The organism is Spirillospora sp. NPDC029432, from assembly GCF_040703975.1.
Lineage (GTDB): Bacteria > Actinomycetota > Actinomycetes > Streptosporangiales > Streptosporangiaceae > Spirillospora.
The window spans coordinates 109,574-126,850 of the sequence record NZ_JBEZWH010000008.1 but is presented as its reverse complement, the minus strand read 5'-3'; the positions used below and the strand labels follow the sequence as shown (position 1 = coordinate 126,850).

The window sequence follows — 17,277 nt, the reverse complement described above, 5'->3', positions numbered from 1 at the left end:
GGTGGGATCTCAGGCGGGTGGGAGGCCGAGGAAGTCGGCCATGCGCTCGACGCTGTGGGCGAAGAACGGGCCGGCCGGGTCCATGGTGCCGTCCAGATGGCCGAACAGCTCGAAGCCGACCATGCCGAAGAGCTGCGTCCAGGCGATCGCGCCGCGCACCAGCAGCGGGCCCGGCATCGCCGGCGGGATGACGGCGGCGGTCCGCTCCGCCTGCTCGGCCAGCTCCGGAGACAGCTCGTCGGCCGGCTCGGTGAGCACGCCCTCCCGCCACGCGTCCCGGACCAGGGACAGCAGCGCCACCGGTACGCGCGACGCCGGGGCGATCGTCGCCTCGGGGGCCTGGTAGCCGGGCACCGGTGAGCCGTAGACCAGCGCGTACTCGTGCGGGTGCTCGCGCGCCCAGTCCCGCACGGCGGCGCAGCACGCCCGCCACCGCTCGCGGAAGCCGCCGCCGGTGCCGGCGGCGGCCTCGATCCGCGCGCCGAGCGCGTCGTACGCGTCGATGATCAGCGCGGTGAGCAGCTCGTCGCGGCTGGGGAAGTAGCGGTAGAGCGCCGAGGAGACCATTCCCAGCTCCCGGGCCACCGCGCGCAGCGACAGGCCCTGGGCCCCCGAGGCGCGCAGCTGCCGCCGGGCCTCCTCCTTGATCTCCCGGGTCAGCTCGGCCCGGGCCCGCTCCCGCGCGGTACGGCTCGCGTTCATGGCGATCAGTCTGGCAGATCGCAGATCGCTGAACAAATACGAGAGCACTGCTCTTGCATTGGCGGGCGACAACGTGCACACTGTTCTCAAGCGAGAGCAGTGCTCACTAAACGGAGGTAGAGAGATGACCGCGACCGACCAGCGCTACGTCCAGGGCAGCGGCTTCGAGGTCCACTTCAACCGTGCCGTCGGCTTCCTCACCAAGCACGGGATCAGCCTGCTGGGCACGCGGGTGCTGGCCGTCCGTGGACGTACCAGCGGCGAATGGCGGACCAACCCGGTCAACCTGCTCACCCACGAGGGCGAGCGCTACCTGGTGGCGGCCCGCGGCCACACCCACTGGGTCCGCAACATCCGCGTCGCGGGCGGCGGCGAGCTGCGGCTGGGCCGCAAGGTGGAGGCGTTCACGGTCACCGAGCTGGCCGACGAGGAGAAGCTGCCGGCGCTCCGCGCCTACTTCAAGCGCTGGGGCTGGGAGGTCGGCCGCTTCTTCGAGGACCTGCCGAAGAAGCCGTCCGACGCCGACCTCGTCCGGATCGCCCCCACCGTTCCGGTCTTCCGGATCAGCTGACCTGCCAGGACCGCCCGTTCCCGGTCATGGGCTCCGCCGCCGGCTCGGGCTCGGGCACGGGCGCCGCGGCGGGCTCGGCCGCCGGTTCCGGGACGGCCTGCCGCTGCGGGGCGGCGGCCTTCTTGCGGCGGGCGCCCGCCGTACGGGGACGGCCGCGCGGGCGCCGCTCGGGGTCGGTGAAGTCCAGCTCCTTCAGCTCCGCGTCCTGCCAGCCCGCCCGCTCCGCGGCGGTGTAGCGGGCGCCGTACTCCCGCTCGGCCTCGTCGAGTTCGGCCCGGAGCCGGTCCCGGGCCTGCTTGGCGACGGCCAGCTCCCGGATCGCGGCCACCCGGCCGTCCAGCAGCCGCTGCGCCGCCCGTTCCAGTTCGGCGATGTCGTCTGAGGCTGTCATGCGCGGCAGCGTACGGGTTCGATCATGCCCGGCGAAACCGGATCGGGCGGGTACCTATCCTGGAAGAAGATCGAAAATTGCTCTTCCAGGGGGGATGTACCGTGACGGTTCCCGATGTCACGCTCAACAGCGGCACCGCCATGCCGCAGCTCGGCTTCGGCGTGTGGCAGGTGGCCGACGACGAGGCCGAACGCGCGGTGGCGACGGCGCTGGAGACCGGCTACCGCAGCATCGACACCGCCAAGATCTACGAGAACGAGACCGGCACCGGCCGGGCGCTGCGCGGCTCCGGGATCCCGCGCGAGGAGCTGTTCGTCACCACCAAGCTCTGGAACGACGACCAGGGGTACGACGCCGCGCTGCGCGCCTTCGACGCGAGCCTGGAGCGGCTCGGCCTGGACTACGTGGACCTCTACCTGATCCACTGGCCGGCGCTCAAGCAGGACCTCTACCTCGACACCTGGCGGGCGTTCGAGAAGCTGCACGCCGACGGGCGCGCCAGGGCCGTCGGCGTCTCCAACTTCACCACCGGGGCGCTGACCAGGCTGATCGAGGAGACCGACGTCGTCCCGGCGGTCAACCAGATCGAGCTGCACCCCTACCTCCAGCAGGAGGAGCTGCGGGCGCTGCACGAGAAGCTCGGCGTGCGCACCGAGGCGTGGAGCCCGCTCGGCCAGGGGCAGGGCCTGCTGAACGACCCCGCGCTCGCCCCGATCGCCGAGGCGCACGGGCGCACCCCGGCGCAGATCGTGCTGCGCTGGCACCTCCAGCTCGGCAACATCGTCATCCCCAAGTCGGTGACGCCGTCGCGGATCGCGCAGAACTTCGACGCGTTCGGGTTCGAGCTGTCGGACGCCGAGATGGCGGCGATCGGCGCGATGGACAGCGGCACCCGGCTCGGCCCGGACCCCGCCACATTCGGCTAGGGAGTCTTCATCCGGCGGACATCCGCCGGGTGACCTGGCGTTCCACGCGCCGGGGACGGTCCGGGTGTGAGCCTCGCCTCCCGCCTCCGCCCGCTCGCCGTCCTCCTGCCGCTGTGCGTTCCGGCCGCGTCCGCGCCGCCGCTCGCCGCCGTGCTCCCCGTCCCGGCTCCTGCCGCGGCCCTCGCCGGCCTGCGCGCGCAGGCGCCCGGGCCGTGCCGGGGGCGCGGCGCCGACTTCGACGGTGACGGCGCCGCCGACGCGGCCGCCGGCGCCCCGTACGCCGCGGTCGGCGGCCAGGCCCGCGCCGGCCGGGTCGCCGTGCGGTACGGCGCCCGCGCCGGGACCCCGCTCGTCCAGGCCGGCGATCCGCCCGAGGCCGGCGACGGCTTCGGCGCCGCCCTGGCGATCGGGGACTTCGACCGCGACCGCTGCGCCGATCTGGCGGTCGGGGTGCCGGACGAGGTGTCCGGCGCGCGCCGTCCCGGAGCCGAGGGGCACGGCGCCGTGCAGATCTTCCACGGCTCCCCGGCGGGGCTGCGGCCCGGGCGGCGGCTGAGCGTGCGCGACCTGCGGCGCCCGTACGGGACGGACCGCTTCGGCGCCGCGCTCGCCGCCGCCGACCTCGACGGCGACCGGGACGACGAGCTGGTCGTGGGCGCGCCCGGGCTGGCGGGCGGCGGGGGAGTCGCGGTCTTCGGGCTGGACGGGACCGGCCTGCGCCCCGGCCCGCTGGTCACGCAGCGGTCAGGCTGGGCCGGACAGGAGGGACGGGAGGGACGGGAGGCCGCGCCGACCGACGGGTTCGGGACCGTGCTCGCCGCCGCCGACCTCGACGGCGACGGCCGCGCGGAGATCGCCGCGGGTGCCCCGGGGGACGGGCTCAAGAGCGAGGGCGCGGTCACGGTGCTCGACCCGCGGGCCCGCACCGCCCGCCGCGTCGCGCAGGACGAACCGGGCATCGGCGGCGTTCCCGAACGCCTCGACCACTTCGGCGCCGCGCTCGCCGCGGGCGACTTCGACCGCGACGGCCGCGCCGAGCTGGCGATCGGGATCCCCGGAGAGGACGACGACCCGGGCGCCGCGACCGGCGACGCACAGGGCGCCGTGCAGGTGGTCGACGGCCGCACGCTGCGGCAGCGGGGACCGACCCTGTACGGGCGCGGCGCCAAGGGACCGTACGACCGCTTCGGCGCCGCCCTGGCGGCCGGCGACCTCACCGGCGACGGGACCGACGACCTGGCGGCCGGCGCGCCCGGGCACGGCTACGTGCGGATCCTCCGGGGAGCGCGCGGCGGCGGGCCGGGCCGGCGCGGCGGCGTCACGATCACCTCACCGCACGGCCCGGAGGCCCAGTTCGGCTGGTCGCTGGCCGTGCGCCGGGGCGCGCTGCTGGTCGGGGCGCCCGGCGCGGCGGGGTTCGGCGGCGCCGTCACCGCGGTCGCGGGTTCGGGACCGCGCGGCACCGCCGTGCCGCTGGAGGCGGGCGGGCTGCTCGGCTACGCGCTCGGTCAGGCGGGGTGGAGGGCGAACCGCGCCCGGTAGTCGCCGCGGTCGACCCGGTCGCCGGAGCGCCGGGACGGGGCGAGGCCCTTGAAGCGCAGCATGTGGCCGTCGAGCCGGGCGGCACGGCGGTCGCCGTCCGGGTCGGGCGGCGCGGAGCGGGCGGGCAGGGGGTTGGTGTGGAACTCGTGCTCGGCCGGCGCGGTGTGCCCGTCGGCGGCCGCGACGACGATCGTCGCGTCGCCGGGCCAGCCGCAGTCGGCGTCCACCGGGCAGCGGCTGTCGTCGCGCACGTCCCGCAGCGTGACCGCGAGGCCGGTGCCCTGGAGCCGGGCCGTGTCGCCGATGGCCAGGGTGAAGACCTGGCGGGGCCGTACCGTCCCGCCCCTGGGCTCGTGCGGCGCGCAGGCCGGTGCCAGCGCGAGCAGCGCCCCCGCGGCGAACAGCACCGGCCGCGCTCTCATGCGCCCTCTCATGGGCCTGAGACGGAGGCCGGCGGTCAGGCGTTCCCGAACGAGCGGGCGCCGTCGGGCACGGTGAACGCGGCGGACACCGCGGCCGGGGCGCCGCGCCTGGTCACGTACGGGACGGTGTGGAACTCGGCCCGCAGCTCGCCCGGCCCCGCCGCGCACAGCAGGTAGCCGCGCCGCTGGTCGATGTGGGCGATGTGCGGGTTCTCGGCCCGGACCGCCGCGTTGGTCACCGGGTCGTGGTATCCGTCGCCGTCGCTGGCGACCGACGTCGCGACCAGCTCGACGCCGACCCGGGCCGAACCGGGATCGTCGAAGTCGGCGCGCAGCTCGTTGGCGTGCGCGACATGGACGTCGCCGGTCAGCACGACCGGGTTGCGCGCGCCGGACGCCAGCAGGGAGCCGGTCAGGCGGCGGCGCTCGGCGGCGTACCCGTCCCAGCCGTCCATCGCCAGCTCCGTGCCCGGGCCGAGCCGGTGGTCGCGCTGCGCGAGGAAGATCTGCTGCGCCAGGACGTTCCAGCGGGCCCGCGACGCGCGCAGCCCGGCGTCGAGCCAGGCCAGCTGGTCCGCGCCGAGCAGCGCCCCGCGCTCCCGCAGCCGGGCGTCGCAGCCGGTGCGCAGCCCGTCCTCGCACGGCTGGTCGGAACGGAACTGCCGGGTGTCGAGCAGATGGAACGTCGCCAGATCGCCCCAGTGCAGCCGCCGCGTCAGCCGCAGCCGCCCGCCGGGCCGCAGCGTCGAGCGCCGCAGCGGCATGTTCTCGTAGTACGCGCGGAACGCCGCCCGCTTGCGCGCCGCGAAGCCGGGGGTCTTCTTGCCCGGGGTCTCGCCCGCCCAGTTGTTCTCGAGTTCGTGGTCGTCCCAGATCACCGCCCAGGGGGCCGCCGCGTGCGCCGCCTGGAGGTCGGGGTCGGTCTTGTACTGCGCGTGCCTGCGGCGGAAGTCGGCGAGCGACAGGCACATGCCGCCCGCGTGCCGCCGCACGATCGGGAGCGGCTGCTCGCCCTCGGCGGAGTCCTCGTAGATGTAGTCACCGAGGTGGACGATGAGCCCCGGATGCCGCTCGGCCGCGCGCCGGTAGGCGGTGAAGTACCCGTGCTCGTAGTACGCGCAGGACACGGCGGCGAAGGTGAGCGGCGCGAGCGTGCCGGGCGCGGGGGCCGTGCGGGTGCGTCCCGTGATGGACAGGTGCCGGCCGTCGGTGCGGAAGCGGTAGAAGTACTCCCGGCCCGGCCGCAGCCCGTCCACCTCCACGTGCACGCTCCCCGCGTCGGCGTGCCGCGCGGTGGCGCGCCCGCCGCGGACGACGCGCCGGAAGCGCTCGTCCTCGGCGACTTGCCACTCCACGCCGATGTCCCGGCCCGAGGGCAGGCCCCCGCGGCCGTCCTCGGCGAGCGGGCGGGGCGCCAGCCGCGTCCAGAGGACGACGCCGTCCGGGACAGGATCCCCGGAGGCGACGCCCAGCTGGAATGGGTCGGCGGTACGGCGGGACGGCGCGGCGGGAGCGGCAGGAGCGGCGGGCGCGAGCGGAGCCAGGCCACTGGCGGAGAGGAACGACCTGCGTGACATGTCCACGCGCCCAGTGCAGGCGACCGGATCGAGGGCCGCGGAAGGAGCGGGGGACCGCGAGCGCAACGCGGAGTGAAGAGATCGTTCCGCGTCGTGCCCGTTCACGGACCCGACGGCCAGGGTTGGCCGGGCCGTCACCGCGCGCATCCTGGCCCGGGGAGGGTGCGCCCGGTACGTTCCGGGCGCGGTGACTGATGGGGCGACGGTCGCCCCGCGGTGACCGCGGGAGAGGAGCCGACATGGCCGCCGGTACGACGACGAGGAGGCGGACGGCCGCGCTGCTGGGCGCCGCCGCCGTGCTGCTGCCCCTGCTCACGGTCACGACCCCCGCCTCGGCCGCGCCCGCCGCGCCCGGGCGGGCGGCGCCGGAGAAGGCCGCGCCGATCGTGCTCGGGCACCGGGGCGCCTCGGGCTACCGGCCCGAGCACACGCTGGAGTCGTACGAGCTGGCGGTGCGGATGGGCGCCGACTACATCGAGCCCGACCTCGTGCCGACCAAGGACGGCGCGCTCGTCGCCCGCCACGAGAACGAGATCGGCGGCACCACCGACGTCGCCGACCGGCCGGAGTTCGCGGACCGGCGCACCACCAAGAGGATCGACGGCCGCAACGTCACCGGCTGGTTCACCGAGGACTTCACGCTCGCCGAGCTGAAGACGCTGCGCGCGATCGAGCGGCTCCCGGACATCCGCCAGCACAACACCATTTACGACGGGCTCTACCAGGTCCCGACCCTCCAGGAGGTCATCGACCTGGCCAAGCGGCTCGGAAGGCAGCACCGGCGGACGGTCGGGATCTTCCCCGAGACCAAGCACCCGACGTACTTCCGCTCCATCGGCCTGCCGCTGGAGAACACCGTCATCGCCACCCTGAAGCGCAACGGGCTGGACCACCGCGACGGGCGGGCCATCGTGCAGTCGTTCGAGCCGACCAGCCTGCGGATGTTGGACAAGGGCCTGAAGGTCCCGGTGCTGCAGGCCATCTCGACCGCCGGCGCCCCGTACGACACCGTCGCCAACGGCCAGGGCCCGACCTACGCCGACATGGTCACCCCGGCCGGGCTGAAGGAGATCGGCACCTACGCCGACTGGATCGGCCCGGAGAAGTCCCGGGTGATCCCGCTCAAGGCGGACGGCACGCTCGGCACCCCGACCCCGCTGGTCCGCGACGCGCACGCCGCCGGGCTCAAGGTCAGCCCGTACACGTTCCGGAACGAGAACCAGTTCCTGCCGGCCGACCTGCGCAACGGCACCGCGCCGGGCGACTACGGCAAGGCGCTCAAGGAGTACGACATCTTCTACCGGACGGGCATCGACGGCCTGTTCAGCGACAACCCCGACACCGCGATCATCGCCCGGACCGCGTTCCTGAAGTCGCGGAGCTAGGCCGCGCCGGAGCGCGGGCCGGAGCCGGAGCCGGGACCGGGGCCGCGCCGCCAGCCGTCGAGGACGGCGTCCACGGCGGCGCGGATCCGGTCCCGCGCCTCCCGGCGGGGGACGCCCGCCATCAGCATCTCGTCGTAGCCGGTGTCCAGGTGCCGGACGGACGCGATCACGGCGAGCCGCACGGCGTCCGCGTCGAGCTCGCGGCCCGCCGCCGTCCGGCCGACCCGGCCGCTGCCGCGCTGCCCGGCGTGCCGCGCGATGGCCTCGGCCCGCGCGGCGGGGCAGCCGGGGTAGAGCCGGACGATCTCGGCGGCCATCCGGGCCTGGAACTCCACATCCCGGTCCGCGCGGCGTTCCCGGTCGCGCTCGCGCCGCCGGGCCCGCGCGTCCTCGTCCGCGAGGCACTGCTCCTCGGCCCGCGCGAGGGCCTCCTCCTCGACGAGGATCCCCTGCCGCTGGTAGCGCTTGCGGCGCCGGTCGAGCCGGACGACGACCGCCGAGAGCCCGCTCTCCTTCTTGGCACGCCGGCTGAGCGCGGCGTTCCCGGCCGGCAGGAAGACCAGGTGGTCCATGTCGGCGCAGGCGAGGCAGACGGGCTCGTCGTCCTCCATGACCAGGTACGCGCCGGTGCCGCGGCAGGACGCGCACGCCCAGTCCTTGAGCGGGACCATCGCCACCAGGTCGGGCGCCTTGCCCTGGCGGGCGGCGAGGGCCTCGCGGCGGGCGGGGGAGAGGCCGGGGGAGATCCAGTGCGTGCGGTAGGCGCGCTCGATCTCGGCGGCGGCCGCGCCGTCCCGCGCGGTGAAGCGCAGCGCCCGCCGGTCGCGGGTGGCGGCGATGTAGGCGGTCTCGGCGGGCTCCAGGCCCTCGGCCTCGGCCCAGGCGCGCAGCGCCCGCAGCGCGGTCTCGATCTTGTCCGGCCGTACCGTCAGGGCCGCTTCGAGGGGGTCGATCCGGCCCTGGCGCCACTCGTCCACGCGCGGCGCCGCCAGCCAGCCGATCCGCTGGAAAACCTCGATCGCCGAGACGGCGTGCGACCGCTTCAGCTGGAGGGCGGCCGCCTCGGTGACCCGGCGCCCCAGCCGGGTGTCGTGCACTTCGCTCACGGCGGACAAACGTAGCCGGATCCGCAGGCTTGCGTCGGCGCGCGCGGGCGTGTAATCGTTTACATTGATGTAATCGTTTACACGCAGATGCGGAGGTGACCATGGCGAGCGTGAAGGACGTGGCCCGCCACGCGGGCGTCTCCGTCGCCACGGTGTCCCGCGTCCTGAACGACAGCGACCGCGTCGCCCCCGAGACCCGCGCCCGGGTGCTGGCCGCGGTCGAGGCCCTGGGCTACCGGCGCAACGCCGTCGCGCGCTCGCTGCGCACCGACGCCACCCGCACGATCGGGCTGGTGATCGGCGACATCCTCAACCCGTTCTTCACCGAGCTGGCCCGGGCGATCGAGGACGAGGCCCGCGCCCTCGGCTACTCGGTCGTGATCGGCAACGCCGACGAGCGGCCCGACCGGCAGGACCACTACGTCCGCACGCTGCTGGAGCAGCGCGTCGACGGGCTGCTGCTGTGCCCGACCGCGGAGATCACTCCGCTGGTGCGCGGGATGGTCGCCGACGGCCAGCCGCTGGTGTTCCTGGACCGCACCCTGCCCGGCCTGGACGTGCCCACCGTCCGGGCGGACGGCTCGGCGGCGATCGGCGCGCTGGTCCGGCACCTGCGCGGCCTCGGCCACCGCCGGATCGCGTTCATCTCCGGGCCCGCGCTGCTGTCGACCGGGCGCGAGCGCACCGCCGCGTTCACCGCCGCCATGCGCGACTGCGGCCTGGAGGTCCCGGACGCGTACCTGGAGGCGGGCGACTTCCAGGCGGCCAGCGGCCGGGCGGGCGCGGCACGGCTGCTGGACCTGCCCGAGCCCCCCGAAGTGATCTTCGCGGGGGACAACCTGATGGCGCTGGGCGCGCTGGACGAGATCCGCGCCCGGGGGCTGGCGATCCCGTCCGCGGTGGCGCTGGCCTCGTACGACGACCTGCCGTGGTTCACCCACGTGGACCCGCCGGTGACCGCGATCGGGCAGCCGGTGCAGGAGCTGGGCCGGCGGGCGGTGCGGGTGCTGGCCGACCGGATCGAGGACCGGCCGGTGGAGTCGGTGGTGCTGGCCGCCCGGCTGGTGGTCCGCCGCTCCTGCGGCGAGCCCGGTGAGCGGGGCGAGCACGGTGAAGAAGGAGGGAGCCCGGCATGACGGACGAGATCCTGCGGGTACGCGGGCTGCGCAAGGCGTTCCCCGGCGTGGTCGCGCTGGACGGGGTCGACTTCGACCTGCGCCCGGGCGAGGTGCACGTGCTCCTCGGCGAGAACGGCGCGGGCAAGAGCACCCTGATCAAGGCGCTGTCGGGCGCGCACCGGCCCGACTCGGGCCGGATCGAGGTGGACGGGAGCCCGGTCGACATCCGGTCGGCGACCGACGCCGAGCGGCTCGGCATCGCGACCATCTACCAGGAGTTCAACCTGGTCCCGGAGCTGACGGTCGCCGAGAACCTCTTCCTCGGCCGGCCGCCGCGCCGGTTCGGCATGGTGGACCGGCGGGCGATGGAGCGGGCGGCGGCGGAGCTGCTGGCCCGGGTCGGCGTCGACGCGAGCCCGCGGGCGCGGATGGCCGACCTCGGCATCGCCCGGATGCAGATGGTCGAGATCGCCAAGGCGCTCGGCCGGGACGCCCGCGTGCTCATCATGGACGAGCCGACCGCGGTGCTGACCGCCGGCGAGGTCGACACGCTCTTCGAGATCGTCGGCACGCTGCGCGAGCGCGGCGTCGCGGTCGTGTTCATCACCCACCACCTGGAGGAGATCCCCCGCCTCGGGGACCGGGTGACGGTGCTGCGCGACGGCCGCTCGGTCGCCGAGGTCCCGGCGGACACCCCCGAGGACGAGCTGGTGCGGCTCATGGTCGGCCGCCCGATCGACGAGCGGTACCCGCGCGAGCGCGCCGACATCGGCGCCCCGCTGCTCAAGGTGACCGGCCTGACCAGGGACGGCGTGTTCGAGGACGTCTCGTTCGAGGTCCGGGCCGGCGAGGTCGTCGGGCTGGCCGGACTGGTCGGCGCCGGCCGTACCGAGGTGGCCCGCGCGATCTTCGGCGCCGACCCGTACGACCGGGGCGAGGTCGCCGTGGACGGGACGGCGCTGCGCGGCGGCGACGTGCACGCGGCGATGGAGGCGGGCGTCGGGCTCGTCCCCGAGGACCGCAAGGGCCAGGGCCTGGTGCTGGGCGCCGACGTCCAGGAGAACCTCGGCCTGGTCACCCTGGGCCCCACCAGCCGCGGCGGGATCGTGGACCGCGCCGGGCAGCGCGGCCGGGCCGCCGACATCGCCGCGAAGCTGAACGTGCGGATGGCCGGGCTCCGGCAGGAGGCCGGGACGCTGTCCGGCGGCAACCAGCAGAAGATCGTGATCGGCAAGTGGCTGCTGGCCGACGCCCGCGTCCTGATCCTGGACGAGCCCACCCGCGGCATCGACGTCGGCGCCAAGGTCGAGATCTACCGGCTGATCAACTCCCTCACCGCCTCCGGGCACGCGGTCCTGATGATCTCCAGTGACCTGCCCGAGGTGCTGGGGATGAGCGACCGCGTGCTGGTGATGGCGCGCGGCCGCCTGACCGGCGAGCTGCCGGCCGAGGAGGCCACCCAGGACGCGGTGATGGCGCTGGCCCTCGCGGCGAACGGCGCCGAGCCCACGAACGGAACCGAGCACACGGACGGAGAAGGCTGATGTCCACTGACACGTCGCGCAAGCCGCCGCAGGAGTCGCCGCGCGGCGGCGCGCCGCGGGCGGCGGGCCGGCTGCTGGGAGAGAACGGGGCGCTGGCCGGCCTGGCCGTCCTGGTCGTCGTGCTGGCCCTGCTGTCGGGCGACTTCCTGACCGTCACCAACCTGCTGAACGTCGGCGTCCAGGCGGCCGTGGTCGCGATCCTGGCGTTCGGCGTCACCTTCGTGATCGTCACCGCGGGCATCGACCTGTCGGTCGGCGCGGTGGCGGCGCTGTCGGCGGTCGTCCTGGCATGGACGGCCACCACGCACGGGCTGCCGTGGCCGATAGCGGTGGTGCTGGCGGTCGCGGTCGGTGTCGCGGCCGGGCTGGTCAACGGCGCGCTCATCACGTACGGGAAGCTGCCGCCGTTCATCGCCACCCTGGCCATGCTGGGCATCGCCCGCGGGCTGGCCCTGGTGATCTCCGAGGGCAGCCCGATCGCGCTGCCGGACGCCGTCACGCACGTGGGCGACACGATCGGCTCGTACCTGCCGGTCCCGGTGATCGTGATGGTCGTGATGGGGCTGCTCACCGCGTTCCTCCTGGCCCGCACCTACAGCGGCCGGGCGATGTACGCGATCGGCGGCAACGAGGAGGCCGCGCGCCTGTCGGGGATCCGCGTGCCGCGGCAGAAGCTCGTCACGTACGCGCTGTCGGGCGCGTTCGCGGCCGTGGCCGGGATCGTGCTGGCCGGCCGGCTCGCCTCCGCGCAGCCGCAGGCCGCCAGCGGCTACGAGCTGGACGCCATCGCGGCCGTCGTCATCGGCGGCGCCAGCCTGTCGGGCGGCAAGGGCCGCGCGTTCGGCACCCTCGTCGGCGCGCTGATCCTGGCCGTGCTGCGCAACGGGCTGAACCTGCTGTCGGTGTCGGCGTTCTGGCAGCAGGTCGTGATCGGCGTGGTGATCGCGCTGGCCGTCCTGCTGGACACGGTGCGGCGGCGCGGCACGAAGGTGCGCCCGGCGGCGTTCTGGGCCGGCGGCGCGGTCGTCGCGGCGGCCGTGGTCGCGCTGGCCGTCGCCGTCGCCTCCACCGGCGGCGGGTCCAAGACCGGCACGGTCGCGGGCGGCGGGCTCAAGGTCGGGCTGTCGGTGTCGACGCTGAACAACCCGTTCTTCGTCCAGTTCCGGCAGGGCGCCGAGGACGAGGCGCGGAGGCAGGGCGTCACGCTGACCGTGTCCGACGCGCAGAACGACGCGTCCCAGCAGGTCAACCAGGTCCAGAACTTCACCAGCCAGGGCATGAAGGCGATCATCGTCAACCCGGTGGACTCCGACGCCGCCGCGCCCGCCGTCCAGGCCGCCAACCGCGCCGAGATCCCGGTGATCGCGGCCGACCGCACGGTGAACGGCGCGAAGGTCGCCCAGCTGGTCGCCTCCGACAACGTCGCCGGCGGCCGGCTCGCGGCCGAGCGGATGGCGAAGGAGCTGGGCGGCAAGGGCAAGATCGTCGGCATCCAGGGGCAGCCGGGCGCCTCGGCGTCCCGCGAGCGCGGCCAGGGCTTCGAGGAGGGGATCGAGAAGTTCCCCGGTGTCCAGGTCGTCGCGAAGCAGCCCGCCGACTTCGACCGCACCAAGGGGCTGGACGTCATGACCAACCTCATGCAGTCCAACCCGGACCTGAACGGCGTCTTCGCCGAGAACGACGAGATGGCGCTGGGCGCGGTCAAGGCCCTCGGCGGCAAGGCGGGCAAGCAGGTCAAGGTGGTCGGCTTCGACGGCACCCCGGACGGCATCAAGGCCGTCCAGGCGGGGACGATGAACGCCACGGTGGCGCAGCAGCCGGCGCTGCTGGGCAGGATGGCGGTCCAGAGCGCCGTGAAGGCGGCGAACGGCGACGGGCTCGCCGCGACCTCGATGGTGCCGGTGAAGATGGCCACCCGCGAGAACGCGGCCGAGTTCGCGACGTCCTAGCGGAGACGTCGTAGCGGAGACGTCCTAGAGAGCGGGAGAGAGAGGCGCAGTGGCGCAGCGGCATGAAGTGGTCGTGGTCGGATCGGTGAACGCCGACCTGGTGATCGGGGTCGACCGGCGGCCGGCCCCCGGCGAGACCGTGCTGGGCACCGACCTGGCCACCTATCCGGGCGGCAAGGGGGCCAACCAGGCCGTCGCCGCCGCCCGGCTCGGCGGCCGGGCCGCGATCCTCGGCCGAATCGGCGACGACGGCCACGGCGCCCTGCTCCGGGACGCGCTGGCGGCGGCGGGCGTGGACCTGTCCCACCTGAGCGTCACGCCGGGGCCGAGCGGGGTCGCGCTGATCACCGTGGACACCGGCGGGGACAACAGCATCATCGTCTCGCCCGGTGCCAACGCGCGGCTCGTCCCGGCGGACGCCGAGCGGGCCCGCGACCTGCTGGCGGGCGCCGCCGTGGTGTCGTTCCAGCTGGAGATCCCGCTGGAGACCGTCGCCGCGGCGGCCCGCACCGCCGCGGCCGCGGGCGCGCGGATCGTGCTGAACCTGTCCCCGCCCGCGGAGCTGCCCGCCGGGGTGCTGGAGCTGTGCGACCCGCTGGTGGTGAACGAGCACGAGGCGGCGTTCCTGCTCGGCCACCGCGACGAGCCCGCCGCGATGGCCCACGGGCTGCTGGACCGCGGCCCGCGCTCGGTGCTGATCACGCTCGGCGCTGCGGGCGCCCTGGCCGCCGACGCCTCCGGGGTGACGGCCGTGCCGTCGCCCGAGGTCGAGGCGGTCGACACCACGGGCGCCGGCGACGCGTTCACCGCCGCGCTCTGCCTGCGGCTGGCGCGCGGCGACGGCCTCGCGGACGCGGCCCGGTACGCGGTCCGCGTCGGCGCCGCCGCCGTCCGCAAGCCGGGCGCGCAGAGCTCCTATCCGGCCGCGGGCGACCCGCTGCCCGGCTGATCGTCCGGCCGGCCGCCCGAACGCAGCCGGTCCAGCTCGGCGGCGACGTCCGCGACCTCGCCGCCGAGGTCGTACGCGCGGAAGAGATGCAGGTCGTCGCCGGTCTCGATCTCCAGCAGCCGGGTGTGCAGGAGCAGCCGGCGCCGCTCGTCCACCCGCACGGCGGCCACCTCGTCCCACGGGATCCGGGCGTGCCCGGCGTACCCGCTGACGACGGTCACGCCCTCGGTGTCCGCCGCGACCCGCACGGGCGCGAGCACGTCCCGCAGCGCGAGCGCCGCCAGCCCGGCCGCCGCGACCAGCGCCAGCAGCAGGAACGGGCGGTCGTCGCGGGACGTGAGGGCCAGCGCCGCGAACGCCGCGGCCGCGGCCGCCTTCAGCACGGTGTGCGCGGGCGGCACCCGCCACCGCCGTTCCGCGCCTCCCGCTTCCGGGCCACCCGCTTCCGCGTCTCCCGCGTCTCCCGCTTCCTGGCCGCTCACGCCGCCCACGTTAGCGGCCGGGCGCGCGGGACCCTGTATCTGGGTATCTGGCCGATCCGATAGGCGCGCACTACCTGAACAGGACGGACTTCGCCCCATAAGTCATGATCCGCTCACGAGCCCGTAACCTCCTTTCGGTAGCGTCGTTTCCATGCGACTCGGCGTGCTGGACGTGGGCTCGAACACGGTGCACCTCCTTGTGGTGGACGCGCACCGCGGCGCGCGCCCGCTCCCGGCGTTCTCACACAAGGCGGAGCTGCGGCTGGCCGCGCACCTCGAAGACGGCGACCGGCTGTCGGAGGAGGGCGAGGGCCGGCTGCGCGACTTCGTTCAGGAGGCGCTCCAGGTCGCCGAGGACAAGGGCGTGGAGGACCTCGTCGCCTTCGCCACCTCGGCCGTCCGGGACGCCGCCAACGGCGAGCAGGTCCTCGATCGGCTCCGCGCCGACTGCGAGGTCGGCATCGAGGTGCTGTCCGGCGAGGAGGAGGCCAGGCTGACGTTCCTGGCGGTCCGGCGCTGGTTCGGCTGGTCGTCCGGCCGGCTGCTGGTCATCGACATCGGCGGCGGCTCGCTGGAGATCGCGGCCGGCATCGACGAGGATCCGGACGCCGCGATCTCGCTGCCGCTGGGCGCCGTCCGGCTCACCCGCGACTGGTTCACCGCCGACCCGGTGCCCGCCGACGAGGCCCGCAAGCTGCGCCGCCACGTCCGCGCCGAGATCGCCCGCCATGTCGGCGAGGTCGCCCGGTACGGGGCGCCCGACCACGCGGTGGCCACGTCCAAGACGTTCAAGCAGCTCGCCCGCATCGCCGGGGCCGCGCCCTCGTCCGAGGGCCCGTTCGTCAAGCGCTCCCTCCGCCATGGCGATGTCACCGAATGGGCGGAGAAACTGGCGCTGATGGAGCCGATGGAACGTGCCGGGCTGCCCGGGGTGTCCGAGAGCCGCGTCCCGCAGCTGCCCGCCGGCGCCATCGTCGCCGACGCCGCGATGGACCTGTTCGGCGTGGCGCAGCTGGAGGTCTGCCCCTGGGCGCTGCGCGAGGGCGTCATCCTCCGCCGGCTCGACCTGATCAGCTGAGGTCAGCGCGGGACCGTCCCGGCGGCCCGCAACTCGGGAACGGTCACGAACGTGTAGCCGTCCGCCGCCAGCCTGGCGAGGATCTCCGGGACCGCGTCCACCGACTCCCGGTCCACGTCCCGCAGCCGGACGACGCCGCCCGGCCTGGCCCCCGCCACGGCCTCGGCCGCGATGTCCCCGCCGCCCTCCGGAGCGGCGTTCCAGCCGACGTGCGCCAGCCCCAGCGACCTGGCCACCGCGGTCACCGTCCCGTTCACGGCGCCGTACGGCGCCCGCAGCAGCGTGGCGCCCTCCCCGGTCGCGGCCTTGATGGCCCGCTGCGTCCGCTGGATCTCCGAGCTGACCCGCAGCGCCGGCAGCCGGGTGAGATCGCGGTGCGCGTGCGTGTGGTTGCCGATCACGTGCCCGGCGGCCCGCTGCCGCCGCAGCGTCGCGGGCAGCGCGGCCGCGTTCCCGCCCACCACGAAGAACGTCGCGCGCGCCCCGTGCCCGGCGAGGATGTCCAGCAGCCGCCCCGTCTCGGGCCCCGGCCCGTCGTCGAACGTCAGCGCCACGCACTTGGCCGTACGGCAGTCGACCGGCGCCACCAGCGTCCGCGGCACCGCGTCCCGCCGCGGCACCGGCCGGACCGTCAGCGCGGCGTCCCGCGCCCGGTGACCGAACGGCGTCAGCAGCGGCTCGTACGCCCGGTACCCGATCGCGACCGCCTCGGAGCCGAACTCGGCCACCAGATCGCCCTGGTCGTTGAACGCCAGCGACGGGAAGCCGCCCGGCGCGGCATGGCCCGCCCGGCCCGTCTGCGCCTCCTGGCGCACCAGCTCGGCCAGCCGCGCCTCGTCCACCAGGTCGCCCGGTGCGCGCACCGCGCCGGCGTCCCGGTCGTACCAGAACGTGCGGCGCTCGGTGCCTTCGCGCTCCCCGGCGCCCCCGCGGCCCGTGCCTCCGTGCTCTGTGCCTCCGTGCTCTGCGCCGCCGCCCCCTGTGTCCCCGTGCTCCGCGACCAGGCGGACACCGATCACGCGGTCCGAGAAGGCCGTGAGCGACCACTCCACGTTCAGCTCGTGAACGCCGCGCCGTTCCTCGTGCAGCCGGAACCACTCGTCCACGGCCCGCGCCAGCGCGTCGTCCAGCGGCCGGGCACCGGCGACCGACGGGTACGCCGCGAACGCCCGCCGCCGCTCGTCCACCCGCGTGACCGGCATGATCCCCGGGACGCGGCCGGGATCGACGGCCCGCACCTCCGTGACATCGGTGACCGGCGCCGGCTGGCGGTGCTCGCGTGCCGTGCAGCCCGAGACGGCGAGCAGCAGCGCCACCGCGACGCCTCCCCGGCGGTGGAGCCACCCGAGCACGAACACCCTCCGCAGATCGCTGCCGCCGATCAGCGTAAGTTTCGGGAACGTCCGCCTGATCAAGCCTTTGCCGCATTTCTGGCGACGCTTGGCCGAACATTGACCTTTTCCGGCCTAGGGCGGCCCGCGGACCCGGGCGGCGTTCTCTGCCACTCTGGACTGGGGTGGGCCCAGGCGCCGTCC

At 75.1% G+C, this 17,277-nt stretch carries 16 protein-coding genes; 9 read left to right on the top strand and 7 right to left on the bottom strand.

Going from position 1 to position 17,277, the window contains the following annotated elements; all coding sequences use genetic code 11:
* Positions 1 to 9: 9 nt before the first annotated feature.
* On the bottom strand, positions 10 to 702 hold the full coding sequence (locus AB0881_RS09015) for a TetR/AcrR family transcriptional regulator (protein ID WP_366615526.1): 693 nt from the start codon (positions 700 to 702) through the stop codon (positions 10 to 12).
* 124 nt (positions 703 to 826) lie between these two features.
* Between AB0881_RS09015 and AB0881_RS09010 the strand changes: the two genes are divergently transcribed.
* Positions 827 to 1,273: a nitroreductase/quinone reductase family protein gene (locus tag AB0881_RS09010; protein WP_366615525.1), complete on the top strand. Its 447-nt coding sequence runs from the start codon at positions 827 to 829 to the stop codon at positions 1,271 to 1,273.
* Here the strand turns inward: AB0881_RS09010 and AB0881_RS09005 are convergent.
* The gene (locus AB0881_RS09005; RefSeq protein WP_366615524.1) at positions 1,266 to 1,664 is read right to left on the bottom strand and encodes a hypothetical protein; all 399 of its coding nucleotides are present in this window, start codon (positions 1,662 to 1,664) and stop codon (positions 1,266 to 1,268) included. The two genes, AB0881_RS09010 and AB0881_RS09005, sit on opposite strands and share 8 nt — an antisense overlap.
* A gap of 140 nt (positions 1,665 to 1,804) precedes the next feature.
* Between AB0881_RS09005 and AB0881_RS09000 the strand changes: the two genes are divergently transcribed.
* Entirely contained in the window at positions 1,805 to 2,590 is a 786-nt protein-coding gene (locus tag AB0881_RS09000) for an aldo/keto reductase (protein WP_366615651.1), read from the top strand.
* A gap of 66 nt (positions 2,591 to 2,656) precedes the next feature.
* Complete coding sequence (locus tag AB0881_RS08995; protein WP_366615523.1) at positions 2,657 to 4,132, top strand: FG-GAP repeat protein; 1,476 nt, start codon at positions 2,657 to 2,659, stop codon at positions 4,130 to 4,132.
* Here the strand turns inward: AB0881_RS08995 and AB0881_RS08990 are convergent.
* Both AB0881_RS08990 and AB0881_RS08985 read right to left on the bottom strand, forming a co-directional pair.
* Positions 4,099 to 4,554: a hypothetical protein gene (locus tag AB0881_RS08990; RefSeq protein WP_366615522.1), complete on the bottom strand. Its 456-nt coding sequence runs from the start codon at positions 4,552 to 4,554 to the stop codon at positions 4,099 to 4,101. The two genes, AB0881_RS08995 and AB0881_RS08990, sit on opposite strands and share 34 nt — an antisense overlap.
* Positions 4,555 to 4,589: 35 nt before the next feature.
* Positions 4,590 to 6,131 (bottom strand): alkaline phosphatase D family protein, encoded by a 1,542-nt coding sequence (locus AB0881_RS08985; protein ID WP_366615650.1) that lies wholly within the window; start codon positions 6,129 to 6,131, stop codon positions 4,590 to 4,592.
* Positions 6,132 to 6,370: 239 nt separating this feature from the next.
* On the opposite strand from AB0881_RS08985, the gene AB0881_RS08980 reads away from it, so the two are divergent.
* Positions 6,371 to 7,516 carry a glycerophosphodiester phosphodiesterase gene (locus AB0881_RS08980; RefSeq protein WP_366615521.1) on the top strand — a complete coding sequence of 382 codons (1,146 nt, stop codon included), beginning with the start codon at positions 6,371 to 6,373 and terminating at the stop codon, positions 7,514 to 7,516.
* Here AB0881_RS08980 and AB0881_RS08975 read toward each other — a convergent pair.
* Positions 7,513 to 8,622: a DUF2293 domain-containing protein gene (locus AB0881_RS08975; RefSeq protein ID WP_366615519.1), complete on the bottom strand. Its 1,110-nt coding sequence runs from the start codon at positions 8,620 to 8,622 to the stop codon at positions 7,513 to 7,515. The genes AB0881_RS08980 and AB0881_RS08975 overlap by 4 nt on opposite strands.
* A gap of 101 nt (positions 8,623 to 8,723) precedes the next feature.
* Between AB0881_RS08975 and AB0881_RS08970 the strand changes: the two genes are divergently transcribed.
* The 4 genes from AB0881_RS08970 to AB0881_RS08955 are packed head-to-tail and all read left to right on the top strand — an operon-like array spanning position 8,724 to position 14,182.
* Entirely contained in the window at positions 8,724 to 9,758 is a 1,035-nt protein-coding gene (locus tag AB0881_RS08970; RefSeq protein ID WP_366615518.1) for a LacI family DNA-binding transcriptional regulator, read from the top strand.
* Complete coding sequence (locus AB0881_RS08965) at positions 9,755 to 11,284, top strand: sugar ABC transporter ATP-binding protein (RefSeq protein ID WP_366615516.1); 1,530 nt, start codon at positions 9,755 to 9,757, stop codon at positions 11,282 to 11,284. The genes AB0881_RS08970 and AB0881_RS08965 overlap by 4 nt, the downstream gene beginning before the upstream one ends.
* Entirely contained in the window at positions 11,284 to 13,233 is a 1,950-nt protein-coding gene (locus tag AB0881_RS08960; protein WP_366615515.1) for a substrate-binding domain-containing protein, read from the top strand. The genes AB0881_RS08965 and AB0881_RS08960 overlap by 1 nt, the downstream gene beginning before the upstream one ends.
* Positions 13,234 to 13,282: 49 nt before the next feature.
* Positions 13,283 to 14,182, top strand: a complete 900-nt coding sequence (locus AB0881_RS08955; RefSeq protein ID WP_366615514.1) for a ribokinase — start codon at positions 13,283 to 13,285, stop codon at positions 14,180 to 14,182.
* Here AB0881_RS08955 and AB0881_RS08950 read toward each other — a convergent pair.
* Positions 14,149 to 14,664: a PH domain-containing protein gene (locus AB0881_RS08950; protein WP_366615513.1), complete on the bottom strand. Its 516-nt coding sequence runs from the start codon at positions 14,662 to 14,664 to the stop codon at positions 14,149 to 14,151. The two genes, AB0881_RS08955 and AB0881_RS08950, sit on opposite strands and share 34 nt — an antisense overlap.
* 151 nt (positions 14,665 to 14,815) lie before the next feature.
* On the opposite strand from AB0881_RS08950, the gene AB0881_RS08945 reads away from it, so the two are divergent.
* Positions 14,816 to 15,742 carry a Ppx/GppA phosphatase family protein gene (locus AB0881_RS08945; RefSeq protein ID WP_366615512.1) on the top strand — a complete coding sequence of 309 codons (927 nt, stop codon included), beginning with the start codon at positions 14,816 to 14,818 and terminating at the stop codon, positions 15,740 to 15,742.
* Positions 15,743 to 15,744: 2 nt separating this feature from the next.
* Here the strand turns inward: AB0881_RS08945 and AB0881_RS08940 are convergent, their stop codons facing one another.
* Positions 15,745 to 17,094, bottom strand: coding sequence for a polysaccharide deacetylase family protein (locus AB0881_RS08940; protein ID WP_366615511.1), 1,350 nt, complete (start codon positions 17,092 to 17,094; stop codon positions 15,745 to 15,747).
* Positions 17,095 to 17,277 lie beyond the last annotated feature (183 nt).

Bases quoted from the DNA above. Each gene is read 5' to 3' on its own strand.
- AB0881_RS08970 (WP_366615518.1), top strand. From the start codon at position 8,724: ATGGCGAGCGTGAAGGACGTGGCCCGCCACGCGGGCGTCTCCGTCGCC.
- AB0881_RS08965 (WP_366615516.1), top strand. From the start codon at position 9,755: ATGACGGACGAGATCCTGCGGGTACGCGGGCTGCGCAAGGCGTTCCCC.
- AB0881_RS09000 (WP_366615651.1), top strand. From the start codon at position 1,805: ATGCCGCAGCTCGGCTTCGGCGTGTGGCAGGTGGCCGACGACGAGGCC.
- AB0881_RS09010 (WP_366615525.1), top strand. From the start codon at position 827: ATGACCGCGACCGACCAGCGCTACGTCCAGGGCAGCGGCTTCGAGGTC.
- AB0881_RS09015 (WP_366615526.1), bottom strand. From the start codon at position 702: ATGAACGCGAGCCGTACCGCGCGGGAGCGGGCCCGGGCCGAGCTGACC.
- AB0881_RS08990 (WP_366615522.1), bottom strand. From the start codon at position 4,554: ATGAGAGCGCGGCCGGTGCTGTTCGCCGCGGGGGCGCTGCTCGCGCTG.
- AB0881_RS08980 (WP_366615521.1), top strand. From the start codon at position 6,371: ATGGCCGCCGGTACGACGACGAGGAGGCGGACGGCCGCGCTGCTGGGC.
- AB0881_RS08960 (WP_366615515.1), top strand. From the start codon at position 11,284: ATGTCCACTGACACGTCGCGCAAGCCGCCGCAGGAGTCGCCGCGCGGC.
- AB0881_RS08985 (WP_366615650.1), bottom strand. From the start codon at position 6,131: ATGTCACGCAGGTCGTTCCTCTCCGCCAGTGGCCTGGCTCCGCTCGCG.
- AB0881_RS09005 (WP_366615524.1), bottom strand. From the start codon at position 1,664: ATGACAGCCTCAGACGACATCGCCGAACTGGAACGGGCGGCGCAGCGG.
- AB0881_RS08945 (WP_366615512.1), top strand. From the start codon at position 14,816: ATGCGACTCGGCGTGCTGGACGTGGGCTCGAACACGGTGCACCTCCTT.